General features: G+C 57.7%; 13 protein-coding genes. 11 read left to right on the forward strand and 2 right to left on the reverse strand.

Features of this window, described 5'->3' with window-relative positions; all coding sequences use genetic code 11:
• Positions 1–304: 304 nt before the first annotated feature.
• The 8 genes from recA to hflX all read left to right on the forward strand — a co-directional run bounded on the left by recA (position 305) and on the right by hflX (position 8,983).
• Entirely contained in the window at positions 305–1,411 is a 1,107-nt protein-coding gene (recA, locus tag HGEM_RS04855) for a recombinase RecA (protein WP_019128290.1), read from the forward strand.
• 234 nt (positions 1,412–1,645) lie between these two features.
• The gene (locus tag HGEM_RS04860; protein WP_230197222.1) at positions 1,646–2,101 is read left to right on the forward strand and encodes a regulatory protein RecX; all 456 of its coding nucleotides are present in this window, start codon (positions 1,646–1,648) and stop codon (positions 2,099–2,101) included.
• A 243-nt stretch (positions 2,102–2,344) separates the two neighbouring features.
• A complete protein-coding gene (gene rny, locus HGEM_RS04865) occupies positions 2,345–3,898 on the forward strand; it encodes a ribonuclease Y (RefSeq protein WP_019128292.1) in 1,554 nt (517 codons plus the stop codon).
• Between the two features lie 3 nt (positions 3,899–3,901).
• A complete protein-coding gene (locus HGEM_RS04870) occupies positions 3,902–4,984 on the forward strand; it encodes an ATP-binding protein (protein ID WP_019128293.1) in 1,083 nt (360 codons plus the stop codon).
• 103 nt (positions 4,985–5,087) lie between these two features.
• Entirely contained in the window at positions 5,088–5,405 is a 318-nt protein-coding gene (locus tag HGEM_RS04875; protein ID WP_019128294.1) for a stage V sporulation protein S, read from the forward strand.
• Between the two features lie 10 nt (positions 5,406–5,415).
• Positions 5,416–6,777 carry a tRNA (N6-isopentenyl adenosine(37)-C2)-methylthiotransferase MiaB gene (gene miaB, locus HGEM_RS04880; RefSeq protein WP_195891249.1) on the forward strand — a complete coding sequence of 454 codons (1,362 nt, stop codon included), beginning with the start codon at positions 5,416–5,418 and terminating at the stop codon, positions 6,775–6,777.
• Positions 6,774–7,694, forward strand: coding sequence for a tRNA (adenosine(37)-N6)-dimethylallyltransferase MiaA (gene miaA / locus HGEM_RS04885; protein ID WP_019128296.1), 921 nt, complete (start codon positions 6,774–6,776; stop codon positions 7,692–7,694). The genes miaB and miaA overlap by 4 nt, the downstream gene beginning before the upstream one ends.
• Positions 7,694–8,983, forward strand: a complete 1,290-nt coding sequence (hflX, locus tag HGEM_RS04890) for a GTPase HflX (RefSeq protein ID WP_035100702.1) — start codon at positions 7,694–7,696, stop codon at positions 8,981–8,983. Before miaA ends, hflX begins: the two co-directional genes overlap by 1 nt.
• Before the next feature lie 35 nt (positions 8,984–9,018).
• On the opposite strand, the gene HGEM_RS04895 is transcribed toward hflX, so the two are convergent.
• Both HGEM_RS04895 and lexA read right to left on the reverse strand, forming a co-directional pair.
• Positions 9,019–9,753, reverse strand: a complete 735-nt coding sequence (locus HGEM_RS04895) for a heparan-alpha-glucosaminide N-acetyltransferase (protein ID WP_019128299.1) — start codon at positions 9,751–9,753, stop codon at positions 9,019–9,021.
• 8 nt (positions 9,754–9,761) lie between these two features.
• Positions 9,762–10,400 carry a transcriptional repressor LexA gene (gene lexA / locus HGEM_RS04900; RefSeq protein ID WP_019128300.1) on the reverse strand — a complete coding sequence of 213 codons (639 nt, stop codon included), beginning with the start codon at positions 10,398–10,400 and terminating at the stop codon, positions 9,762–9,764.
• Positions 10,401–10,553: 153 nt separating this feature from the next.
• On the opposite strand from lexA, the gene HGEM_RS04905 reads away from it, so the two are divergent.
• The 3 genes from HGEM_RS04905 (at position 10,554) to dut (ending at position 12,128) form a co-directional block, all read left to right on the forward strand.
• Positions 10,554–11,018, forward strand: a complete 465-nt coding sequence (locus HGEM_RS04905) for a LysM peptidoglycan-binding domain-containing protein (protein WP_019128301.1) — start codon at positions 10,554–10,556, stop codon at positions 11,016–11,018.
• Between the two features lie 218 nt (positions 11,019–11,236).
• The gene (gene nrdR, locus HGEM_RS04910) at positions 11,237–11,680 is read left to right on the forward strand and encodes a transcriptional regulator NrdR (protein ID WP_019128302.1); all 444 of its coding nucleotides are present in this window, start codon (positions 11,237–11,239) and stop codon (positions 11,678–11,680) included.
• Between the two features lie 4 nt (positions 11,681–11,684).
• Complete coding sequence (gene dut / locus HGEM_RS04915; RefSeq protein ID WP_022349576.1) at positions 11,685–12,128, forward strand: dUTP diphosphatase; 444 nt, start codon at positions 11,685–11,687, stop codon at positions 12,126–12,128.
• Positions 12,129–12,150 lie beyond the last annotated feature (22 nt).

Consider the following 12,150-nt stretch of genomic DNA (forward strand, 5'->3'; position numbering starts at 1 on the left):
GGCCATGTGCATTTGGCGCGGTTTTCGCGGTTGGGCGCCATTGCGGCTGTGACGGTTGCGCATGCCGCGCGCGCCGGCGATAGCTCTCAACTGTCTGCTCAGCCCCTTTGAGCAGGCATCCTCGTTTCCCTTATTCGTGCGTAGCTCCTCGGCGAACGTCGTGTTCAGGTTTTTTCGAATTACGTTTAGCGATTTGTCAGATATCGAGGAAATCTGTTCAGATATGCCCGGTAGGATGTTGGTATCGCTTGACCGCGAACAGCTGTTCGCGTAGTATGGAAGCCGGATCAGAGGAGGAGTACCTATGGCTAAGAACAGCGGGCCCGTTCGTCAGGTGCATGAGCGCACGTTCGGCGAAGAGCGCGATAAGATGGTGGAGCTTACCAAGGCCGAGATTGAGAAGAAGTTCGGCAAGGGCTCGATCATGAAATATGGTGACGGTGGGCCCGAGCTTGAGATTGAGGTCATCCCAACGGGCGCGCTGTCCTTGGATGCCGCGCTCGGCATCGGCGGCGTTCCGCGGGGGCGCATTATCGAGATCTATGGCCCGGAGTCGTCAGGTAAGACGACGCTTTCGCTCGAGATCCTTGCAGAGGCTCAGGCTGCGGGCGGTGTTGTTGCGTTCATCGATGCCGAGCACGCACTCGACCCGACCTATGCAGCGCGCATCGGCGTCGATATCGATGAGGTGCTCATCTCCCAACCCGATACCGGCGAGCAGGCGCTCGAGATCTGCGACATGTTGGTGCGTTCCGGCGCCATCGACGCCGTCGTCGTTGACTCTGTCGCTGCCCTTGTTCCTCGTGCCGAGATTGAGGGCGAGATTGGAGATTCCTCGGTTGGCCTCCAGGCCCGGCTTATGAGTCAGGCGCTGCGCAAGCTTGCGGGATCGCTCTCAAAATCAAAGACCACCTGCATCTTCATCAACCAGCTGCGCGAGAAGATCGGCGTCATGTTCGGTAACCCCGAGACGACGACCGGCGGCAGGGCGCTTAAATTCTTCTCCTCCGTGCGAATCGACATCCGCCGTATCGAGAGCATCAAGGTTAAAGATGAGGTCGTGGGCAACCGTGTGCGCTGCAAGGTGGTAAAGAACAAGGTCGCAGCTCCCTTCCGCACCGCTGAATTCGACATCATGTACGGCACCGGCATTTCAAAAGAGGGCTCGATACTCGATATGGGCGTCGACTACGACATCGTGAAGAAGTCCGGCGCCTGGTATACCTACGAATCTGAGCGGCTTGGCCAAGGTCGCGAGGCTGCGAAGGAGTTCCTGCGCACTAACCCCGACCTTTGCGATGAGATCGAGCATCGCGTTCGCGTAGCATGCGGTCTCGAGCTTTCAGACGAGACCACGGGGGACGCCGTCATCTTGGACGATGACGTAGCCGCCGCGAACGATGCGCTCTAGCCTTTTCGTTTCATCATGTCCGAGAACGTCGTTGAGATTGATATAGCTTTGCCACCAAAGGGCTCCGCCGGCATGGGCGGGGCCCTGCCATATCGACGCCCGCGTGCCGAGGTTCGCTTCTCGCTTGAAAATGGCGATGTGCGCAGCGGGTGGGTTCCTCCTCGTGTGGCTCGCTTGTATGAGAAAGCCCTGCCAGATCTGCCGTGCACGTATCGCTCGGCGATGGACGCTCTTATGGAGCTCGAGAGCCGCGTCTGCTTCACTGCCCTTACTGAGATGCAGTCGAGGCGCGAGCATTCGAGTCATGAAGTTCGCTCAAAGCTCCAGCAGCATGGTTTTCGCGTGACCTCTATCGACGCTGCGATCGAACGAGCCTTGGACCTCAAGTTTCTCGATGATGCGCGATTCATGGCTTCATTCATAGATGAGCGTCTTCGTCGAGGCTGGGGTCGTCGTAAGATTGAGCTTGAGCTTAAGCGACGCGGGGCAGATCCAAGGGCATTGCCCGGCTATCCCGAAGCATTCTTCTCTGCGGAAGACGATGCTGAACGAGCGCGTCAGCTTTTGCAGCGAAAATCGGTCCCCGAAACGCGCGCATTCGAGAAGCTTGTTCGGCATCTGGTGGGAAAGGGGTTTTCATTCGATGTCGCAGCCCGCGCCGCGCGCGAGCGGATCGACGACGATGCCTGATAAAGGCTAGGCGCTCAAGGGTCGTGTAATTCCTCCGTAAAGTCGCAGCTGGTGCTGTGTAGAATTGACAGTTTTTGACTTAAAACGTAGGATGAATCTGTCATTTGTCTTGTGATGCACACTCATCGTAGATGAGTTCATTTGTGTTACATACACAACTTCATATTGGGTGTTCATACCTCGCAAATGTCGGGCGCAGCCATGCGCCATCAATGAGTTGCTTTTTACGTTAGAGGAGTGAGCATGGAGATTGTCATCGGCATTGTCGTTGGCCTCGCCGTAGGCGCCGTCATCGCCGTCATCGCCATGCGCAACGCCAAGAACGGCAGCCTTCGCGAAGCGGATTCCCGAATCGAATCGGCGCGCGCTGAGGCAGACCAGGTGATCGGCGAGGCGCAGCGACAGGCAGAGACCTTGAAGAAGGAAGCTCTTCTCGAGGCAAAAGAAGAGATTATCCAGAACAAACAAGCTGCGGAGGCGGAGGAAAAGCAGCGCAAGCGCGAGCTTCGCGCGCTCGAGAACCGCATCATGCAGCGCGAGGAATCGCTTGACCGGAGAAACGATGCGCTCGACAAGCGCGAGCACCAGCTTTCCAGCCAGGCCGGGCAAGTTGAGAAGCGCAGCCGTGAGCTCGAGGACCTCTATGCCAAGCAGACCGAAGAGCTCGAGCGCATCTCTGAGCTCACGCGAGATGACGCGCACCGTGAGCTTCTCGATAAGGTCCGCGGTGAGGTTACCCATGAGGCGGCGACCATCATTCGCGATTCCGAGCAGCAGGTGAAGGCCGAGTGCCAAAAGACCGCTCAGCGGATTCTTTCTACGGCCATCCAGCGCTGTGCCGCCGATCACACCGCGGAGGTTACCGTGACCTCCGTTCACATCCCCTCGGATGATCTCAAGGGCCGCATCATCGGCCGCGAGGGGCGCAACATCCGCACCTTCGAGCAGGTTTCGGGTGTCAACCTCGTTATCGATGACACCCCCGAGACCGTCGTGCTTTCGAGCTTCGACCCCGTCCGTCGCGAGACCGCTCGCGTTGCGCTCGAAAACCTCATTGCGGATGGACGTATTCATCCTGCCCGTATCGAGGAGATGTACAAAAAGGCATCTGAGCTCGTGCAGCAGCGCGTGCGCGAGGCTGGCGAGCAGGCTGCATTCGATATCGGCTTCCATGACCTTCATCCCGAGCTTGTGAAGACGCTCGGTGCCCTGAGGTACCGTACCTCGTTTGGCCAGAATGTTCTCAACCATTCCATCGAAGTGGCAGAGCTGGCTGGCATCATGGCTTCCGAGCTCGGTCTCGATTCCGTGCCTGCGCGTCGAGCGGGCCTCTTGCACGACCTTGGTAAGGCCATCGATCATGAGGTTGATGGGCCCCATGCCGTCATCGGTGCCGATCTGGCTCGTCGCTATGGCGAGAAGCCCGAGATCGTCCATGCTATCGAGGCACATCACGCGGATGTTGAGCCGAACACGGTGCTCGACATGCTTGTGATGGCTGCCGACGCCGTTTCTGCTTCGCGTCCCGGTGCCCGTCGCGAGTCGTTCGAGAGCTATGTGAAGCGTCTTGAGAAGCTCGAGGAGATTGCCAACGCCCACGATGGCGTCGAGCGTACCTTCGCCATGCAGGCTGGTCGTGAGGTCCATGTCATGGTTCAGCCTGAGAAGATCTCTGATGCCCAGGCTACGGTGCTCGCCCACGATATCGCTCGTCAGATCGAGGAGGAAATGGAATATCCCGGTCAGGTGCGCGTCGTCGTGATCCGCGAGAGCCGTGCGATGGATATCGCGAAGTAGCGTATGGCAGACGCTCAGCAACTCATCTCGTTCATCGCGTCCATGACGGGCGAGGGCAACCTTCGCGTTGAGGAGAACCTTGGCGAGGGATTTGTTCGGCTGCGCGTTGCTGAGGCTGAGCGCCGACAGGCAAAGCACGATATTCAACACGTTGAGGATATCGTTATCGAAATGCTGCGCAATGCGCGCGACGCACGTGCTACCAGCATGTATGTTGCCACATCGAAAGAGGGGGGTGTCAGGACCCTCCTCTTTCTTGATAACGGCTCTGGCGTGCCGCAGGACATGCACGAACGCATCTTCGATGCTCGCGTGACTTCTAAGCTCGAGAGCATGAAGATGGACCGCTGGGGCGTGCACGGTCGTGGCATGGCCCTGTATTCCATCCGCGAAAACACCGACCAGGCGTGCGTTGTGGCTTCCGCGCCTGGGCTCGGCACCTCTATGCGCGTCGTTGCGGATACCGAGCGTTTGCCCGAGCGTGCCGACCAGTCAAGCTGGCCTAAAGCTTCACGTAACGAGGAAGGTGCGTGGGTCTGTTCGAGAGGCCCGCATAACATCATTCGCACGGTCTGCGAGTTCGCTTTGGAAGAACAGCATGGATGCGATGTGTATCTGGGCAGTCCGGCAGAGATCGCTGCGACGCTTTACGATCAAGCAACCTCATCGCTTGATGCCTCAAAGATGCTCTTCATTGACGATGAAGCCGAGCTCCCGGTTTGCGAGCGATTGGGCTGTGCGGCCGATGCCGCCGATCTGATGCGCATCGCGCGCGCTATAGGACTTGAGATGTCCGAGCGCACTGCTCACCGTATTCTGAGCGGGCAGATCAAGCCGTTGCGAAGCGTGACCTCTCGTCTGCTCCGCATGCGTTCCGAACGCAAGGCGCCCGCTCCCATTGATCTATCCCGCGATCGCCGCGGTCTTAAGATTGCCCAGGATGATCTCGATGAGTTCTCGCGCGTTCTTGAGCGCGACTTCGAGGGCATCGCCGCGCGCTACTACCTTTCGCTCAGTCGAGAGCCCAGAATCAGGGTTTCCCGTGATTCGATTACGGTCACATTCGATATCCAGAAGGGCGAATGACCGGGTCCGAGAATGGCCTGAATCATTTTCTTGCTGCTCACGGGCCAATACGGTAAAGTCAAAGGGCTGCATATTCAAACCATACACGCAGGAGAACCGCACTATGGAATACCTGAAAGTCTCGAGCAAGTCATCGCCCGCCTCCGTTGCCGGCGCTATAGCAGGCATGGTCAAGGATGGCGTTCCGGTCAATATGCAGTGTGTGGGCGCTGGAGCGGTCAATCAGGCCATCAAGGCCATGGCTATAGCTCGCGGTTTCCTCATCCCCACAGGGTTTGATATCTCTTGTGCTCCAACGTTCTCCGATATCCTTATCAACGGCGAGTCGCGTACGGCCATCAGGCTTGCCGTCATCGTTCATCGCATCTCCCTCCAGGGTGCGGAAGCCGATCAGGTATCCGATGCAGCCATGGTCTACTAACATGGATATGATGAGTGTGCGGCCGGCGCTTTCCGGCAAGACGTATTTCATCCGCACGTTCGGTTGCCAGATGAACCTGCACGACTCCGAGCGCGTCGCCGGTCTGCTTGATGCCTGCGGCTGCCTTGAGGCAGCGGATCCCGCTGGCGCGGATATCGTGATATTCATGACCTGCTGCGTTCGCGAGGCGGCCGATCAGCGTCTTTACGGCCAATGCAATTCGTGCAAGAGCCTTCCTGCTCCACCTTCCGGCACGCGGGTCGTCGCTGTGGGCGGATGCATCGCCCAGCGAGATGGCGAGGGGCTCCTCACGAACGTCGATAACGTGAACGTAATCTTCGGCACGCATGCCATTGCGCACGTCGGCGAACTTATCGCACGGGCCTTTGAGGATGGCGGCCGTCATGTTTCGATTGCCGAGGACGAGTCGCTTGCCGCCGTGTCTATGCCGTGGCATCGTGAGACGGTTTACCACGCTTGGGTTCCGATCATGACCGGCTGTAATAACTTTTGCAGCTACTGCATTGTTCCCTATGTGCGCGGACGTGAGAAGAGCAGGCCTTTTGAGGAGGTTTTAGACGAGGTCTCGGCGCTTGTGCGCTCTGGAGTCCGTGAGATTACGCTCCTTGGTCAAAATGTCAACTCCTACGGGCGTGACCGCTATGGGGCGCCGCGCTTTGCAGAGCTGCTTCGCAAGGTTGGTGAAACCGGTATCGAGCGTATTCGCTTCACCTCGTCGCATCCTAAAGACCTGCTCCCTGAGACCATTGACGCTATGGCCGAGACGCCTGCGGTCATGCCTCATCTTCACCTTGCCGTGCAGTCGGGCTCTACCCGTGTCTTGAAGGAGATGAATCGTCGGTATACGCGCGAGGATTACCTTGATCTTGTTCGTCGCGTCCGCGATCGCATTCCCGGAATTGCGCTCACCACCGATATCATCGTTGGATTCCCCGGAGAGACCGAAGAGGATTTCGAGGAGACCCTTTCCCTTGCACGCGAGGTTGGGTACGCCCAGGCCTTTACCTTCATCTACTCGCGTCGTGAGGGCACGCCCGCTGCCGCCATCGTGGACCCGACTCCGCATGAGGTGATTCAGGAACGCTTCGATCGACTCGTTAAGGTTATCGAAGATACCGCTTATGAGTTCAACCAGGGCGAGCTCCATGCCACGGTACCCGTTCTCGTTGAAGGCGCTTCGAAGAAGAACACCCGAGTCCTTCAGGGCAAGAGCCCGAAGAACCAAACGGTCCATGCTCCCATTCCCGAGGGGCTTCACATCGAGGACCTTATCGGCAAGATCGTTGACGTTCGCGTAGACACCGCACGTACCTGGTATCTCTCGGGCACCGTGGCAGGCGACCCTCGATGACGGGGCCCGTGGTCGCCGTCGTGGGGCCTACCGCGGTAGGGAAGAGCGCTGTGGCCGATGCCCTTGCGGAGCGTTGGGGAAGCGCCGTCATATCTGCTGATGCGATGCAGGTCTACCGTGGAATGGATATCGGCACTGCGAAGATGCCCGTCGAGGAGCGGCACGCCCCTTTGCTGCTTGTTGATATCATCGAGCCGGACGAGGCATATTCCGCCGCGCTCTTCCAACGCGATGCTCGCCAGCAGATCGATCGGCTGCAGGCTGCTGGCAAGATTCCGGTGCTATGCGGCGGAACAGGCCTCTATATCATGGCGGCTCTTGACGATATGAGGTTTCCCTCGGGTGAAATCGAGAGCGGCGCTCGCAGGCGATATGAGCGCTTTGCTGAGGAGCACGGTCCCGATGCGCTCTACGAGCTTCTGAATCGACGCGATCCGGAGAGCGCGCAAAGCATCCATCCCCATAACGTGCGACGCGTTATCCGCGCACTTGAGATGCTTGATGAGGGTGTTTCTTATGCTGAGCAACGCAAGGGATTCTCAACGCCCAAGCCGGTCTATTCGGCTCATATCTTTGCCCTCACGATGGAGCGGTCGCGCCTGTATGGGCGTATCGATGCTCGTGTTGATGCGATGGTGCGAGATGGGCTCGTAGAAGAGGTGGAGCGCCTTTTGGAGCGTGGTGCGGGGCCTGCGCTCACGGCGCGCCAGGCAATTGGCTATAAAGAGATCATCGACTATTTGAACGGTGCATGCTCTCTGGACGAGGCGATCGAGCTCATCAAAATGCGCTCGCGCCGCTATGCAAAGCGTCAGCTCTCTTGGTTTCGTCGTGACGATCGCATCACCTGGCTCGACATGGATTCGCTTGATATCGAGGGTGCGGTCGATGCTATCGAACGCGAGGTGCGCTGCTGATGGCTCGGTTCATCCCCGTATCGACATCGCCGGTTCCCGAGCGAGCGGTGCTCGTCGGCATAGAGCAGAGGGGCTCTTCTTGGCCTGTTGACCGCTCACTCGATGAGCTCGAACGTCTTGCCGATACCGCTGGAGCTGAGTGTGTTGCTCGTGTTACGCAGCGGCTCGAACGACCGAATCCTAGGACGTTTATCGGATCGGGCAAAGTGGCCGAGGTTTGCGGGCTCGTCTCGCGCCTCGACGCCGATGTTGTTATCTTCGATGATGACCTTTCTCCTTCTCAGCAGGCGAATCTTGAGAAAGCGGTTGGAGAGCCGGTGAAGATCATCGATCGAACCGCTTTGATTCTTGATATTTTCGGGTTGCACGCTCAGACGCGTGAGGGGCGGCTCCAGGTGCAGCTCGCACAGCTTCAATATCTTCTGCCGCGCCTTCGTGGCATGTGGAGCCACCTTGCGAAGGAGCAGACGCGCGGTGGCATTGGAAGCCGTTTTGGACAGGGAGAAAGCCAGCTCGAAGTCGATCGACGCATGGTTCGCAACCGCATTGCCGCGGTTCGACGCGAGCTTGCCGTGGTTGAGCGTAGAAGGTCCGTGCAATCGAAGGAGCGGATCGCTTCTCCCGCGTTCCGCGTCGCTCTTGCGGGCTATACCAATGCTGGTAAATCTTCGCTTCTTAACCGATTGACTGGGTCGACGGTACTTGCGCAGGATAAGCTCTTCGCTACGCTTGATCCGACGACGCGTGCTTATCGCTTGCCTGGCGGCCGGTCTATGACGATCACCGATACCGTCGGTTTCATCCAAAAGCTTCCGCACGGGCTCGTTGATGCCTTTAAATCGACCTTGTCTGAGGTTCGTGAGGCCGATTTGATCCTCATGGTTGCCGATGCATCTGATGATAACCTCTCTCGTCAGCTTGATGCGGTTCATCGCGTTTTGGAAGAGATTGGCGCGGGCGAGTCGCGTTCTCTTGTGGTGTTCAATAAGATTGACCTCATAGATGCCGAAACGCTGCTCGATCTTAGGCGCATCTATCCTGATGCCGTTCTCGTTTCGGCGCGTACGGGAGAGCACATCGATGATCTGGTTGAGCGCGTGGCACTCGAGGCTGCTGCGCTCGATAAGCTTATCGACGTTCATATTCCATATGCAAACGGATCGCTGGTCCAACTCATTCGTCAATCCGGACACGTGCTCGAGGAGTCTTTCGAAGAGACGTCCACGCATCTCGTGGCAAAAGTGCCCCCTCGCATTGCCGGGTACCTTTCCGCTTATTATTCAAGCTGAGGTTTCTGGCCGCCGTTGCTCATATGCGAGCTTGCCTACAAACTGCTGACCATAGTAAAGATGAGGATGAGCAGGGGCTGGTGCACAAGATAGATCGGCAAGCTGAGATTACCGATCATTGAGAGGAAGGGTACGTTCGCATTCATCATCCACATGGGATAGCCCGATGCGTGATGTCCGTCGAACCAGCGTGCTGCGAAAGCACCCGCGAGGTAGAGGAATACGTTGGGTAAAAGCGGATAGTAGTCTCCTGAGACAAACGACGCCGAGGGAAACCCGAGCCAAGCTAGGCCTTCCACGGGATAGGTCGTGTGCGGCAGGGTGTAGGTTGCGGCGAAGAGCACAAGGCAGCTGATGAGCCCCGCTGCTGCTGGGAAGCGGTTAAGCAACGGTGCCGTGGCGGCATAGAGGAGCGTGCAAGCGGCCATGCAGTAGATGATGCCAAATGAGATGGGCGTATCTACCCCAGCGATGCTGGTGGCAAGGAATACGGCGCCTGCAGCTGCTGCATAGACACCGCCCCTTTTAAGGTTGTTACGCGAAAGGCTGGTCATCCATCCTGCAAGGGCGAGAAACACCCAGCTTATCGAGGAGCGCCAGACCGTCTGGATGATGGGGTCGGTGAACCAGGGGATTTCGAATCCGAAGAGATAGGCTGCATCATAGGCCGCATGGAACGCGACCATCGAGATGATGGTGAAGCCGCGCAGCGAGTCAAAGAAGGCGATGCGCGGCTTCCGAGGGCTCTCTTCGTGTGCGTTATCCTGCACGTCTGCTCCTAAAAGCGCCTCATGAGGGCGACCACCTTGCCCAGGATCTGCGGATTCTCGGCATAGATAGGCTCCATGGCATCGTTTTCGGGCTGGAGGCGTACACGACCGCGCTCCTTGTAGAACGTCTTGACCGTAGCCTCGTTATCGATCATGGCAACAACGATCTCGCCGTTCATGGCGTTCTTCTGCTCGCGTACGACCAGGTAATCGCCGTTGAAGATACCGGCATTGATCATGGAATCACCATGTACCTCGAGCACGAAAGAGGAGGCGTCGGTTGCGATCTCGGTGGGAAGGGTGAAGGTGTCCTCGACGTTTTGCTCGGCGAGGATGGGCATGCCCGCGGCAACCCTGCCCACCAAGGGGAGCGTTACCGTACCGCGGTCCGGAGACTCCTTGACCTCTGCAAGGCTTACGGAGCTACCGTCCTCATTGAACAGCTCGAGCGCACGGGGCTTCGTGGCGTCGCGTTTGATGAGGCCGCGCGCTTCGAGGGCGCTCAGGTGCGCATGGACCGTGGAGGGGGAGGAGAGCCCCACGGCGGCCGCCATCTCGCGCACGCTCGGCGGATAACCCTTCTCTTGCTGGTACGCACGAATGTAGTCGTAGATTTGCTGCTGGCGCTTCGAAATCTTGCGTGCCATCGATGCTCCCTCCATACAAAACATTTGTTCGATTTTTACTTGACAGGAACAACTGTTCGAAGATAATGATATACGAACACTCGTTCTTGCGCCAGAGTTTTTTGTCCGGGTGCCGGGATATAACAGTTTCGTCAAACGAGAAAGGGGTTTCCAATGCACGCTACATTCGCCATCGTCGAGGGAAACCTCGCGCTGTCTTCCGATGTTCTCTATGACGAGCCTCGTGTTCCCACCTATGCGACGCAGATCTACGAGCTTCCCGTCCGGCGCGCTGAGTCTCCTCGCAGTGCCCATGTCGCAGCTACCCCTGTTTCATCGACGGGCTCTTTGTCGCATGCGGTCGTCGCAGGGGTTATCGTTGCTCTCCTTTCACTTGCTCTCGTCGTTGCCGCTTGGTTCATGCTTTCGAGTGAACAGCGCGCTTTCGATAGCGCCCTTGCATCATCCTCGCGCCAAACGATTACGGTGAAAGCTGGCGATTCTCTTTGGTCGATTGCCGAAGCCTACGATATCGAGGGGCTCTCTACGCGCCAGACCTCTGATGTCATTCGCACTTGGAACGACTTGGAGACGAGCACCCTGCAGCCGGGTGACACCTTGATCGTGCCGCTTTCCTAAAGGGTGGCCCGCGCGCTGTCCGTACCGGGCTCGCTTAAGCCTCGGCGGCTGCCAGTTTTTGCGTCCCATGTATACGCTGTGCCTCGCTCCCTTCAACTCTTCTTTGTGACGGGCGAGCGAGCCTTTCCTATTTCCAAAACGCAATATCTAGTACTTCTCGGTCAGATTCTCTCAAGACGTGGTACTCTATCTAAGTTGTTCGCGCCTGAGGAGGTTTAATGCGCTGTCCGCGTTGCGGTGGAGATAATACGCGAGTCGTTGATTCGCGCATGCAGGATGCTACGAACGCGATAAAGCGCCGCCGCGAATGTAGGTCATGCGGATATCGCTTTACCACATTCGAGCGTTGCGAAGATCCCATCGAGGTTATCAAAAGCGATGGAACCATGCAGCCGTTTGACCGGAACAAGCTTCTTGTTGGCTTGATGCGCGCGACCTCTAAGCGAGAGATCGATATCTCGCAGTTGAACGCACTCATCGATGATATTGAGCTTGAGCTTCGGGGCCGTACCCTCACGAACGTCTCTTCACATGAGATCGGCGATATGGTGCTCAAGCGGCTCGAGAAGATAGACAAAGTGGCCTATATCAGGTTTGCATCCGTCTATCGCGATTTCAAAGACGTCGATGAGTTTTTGCAGGAACTCGATAAGCTTAGGTGAGCGCATGTCTTTAGTGAATGTACAGATCAAGCGGCTCGACCCCACGGTAGAGCTGCCCTCGTATGCCTATGCGGGTGATGCAGGGCTCGACCTTCGCGCGAATGAGACCGTCGATATTCCACCCCATGAGCGCGTCTTGATTTCTACGGGGCTCGCCATCGCAATCCCTGACGGCTTTGCCGGCTTCGTGCAGCCGCGCAGCGGCATGGCGCTCAAGCGGGGTCTTTCCATCGCAAATACGCCTGGGCTCATCGATGCGCATTATCGTGGCGAGCTCAAGGTGATCGCAATCAATCTCGATGCGCATGAGTCTATTCATATCGAGCGCGGCGAACGCATCGCCCAGCTCGTCATTCAAGAGGTTCCCGTCGTTCAGCTCGTTGAAGTCGACGAGCTGGATGAGACCGACCGTGGAACCGGTGGATTCGGCTCAAGCGGGGCGCGCTAACAGGCGCCTCCGAGCACATAGT

Source organism: Enorma massiliensis phI, assembly GCF_000311845.1.
In the GTDB taxonomy this organism is placed as follows: domain Bacteria; phylum Actinomycetota; class Coriobacteriia; order Coriobacteriales; family Coriobacteriaceae; genus Enorma; species Enorma massiliensis.

Bases quoted from the DNA above. Each gene is read 5' to 3' on its own strand.
- recA (WP_019128290.1), top strand. From the start codon at position 305: ATGGCTAAGAACAGCGGGCCCGTTCGTCAGGTGCATGAGCGCACGTTC.
- HGEM_RS04860 (WP_230197222.1), top strand. From the start codon at position 1,646: ATGGAGCTCGAGAGCCGCGTCTGCTTCACTGCCCTTACTGAGATGCAG.
- rny (WP_019128292.1), top strand. From the start codon at position 2,345: ATGGAGATTGTCATCGGCATTGTCGTTGGCCTCGCCGTAGGCGCCGTC.
- HGEM_RS04870 (WP_019128293.1), top strand. From the start codon at position 3,902: ATGGCAGACGCTCAGCAACTCATCTCGTTCATCGCGTCCATGACGGGC.
- HGEM_RS04875 (WP_019128294.1), top strand. From the start codon at position 5,088: ATGGAATACCTGAAAGTCTCGAGCAAGTCATCGCCCGCCTCCGTTGCC.
- miaB (WP_195891249.1), top strand. From the start codon at position 5,416: ATGAGTGTGCGGCCGGCGCTTTCCGGCAAGACGTATTTCATCCGCACG.
- miaA (WP_019128296.1), top strand. From the start codon at position 6,774: ATGACGGGGCCCGTGGTCGCCGTCGTGGGGCCTACCGCGGTAGGGAAG.
- hflX (WP_035100702.1), top strand. From the start codon at position 7,694: ATGGCTCGGTTCATCCCCGTATCGACATCGCCGGTTCCCGAGCGAGCG.
- lexA (WP_019128300.1), bottom strand. From the start codon at position 10,400: ATGGCACGCAAGATTTCGAAGCGCCAGCAGCAAATCTACGACTACATT.
- HGEM_RS04905 (WP_019128301.1), top strand. From the start codon at position 10,554: ATGCACGCTACATTCGCCATCGTCGAGGGAAACCTCGCGCTGTCTTCC.
- nrdR (WP_019128302.1), top strand. From the start codon at position 11,237: ATGCGCTGTCCGCGTTGCGGTGGAGATAATACGCGAGTCGTTGATTCG.
- dut (WP_022349576.1), top strand. From the start codon at position 11,685: ATGTCTTTAGTGAATGTACAGATCAAGCGGCTCGACCCCACGGTAGAG.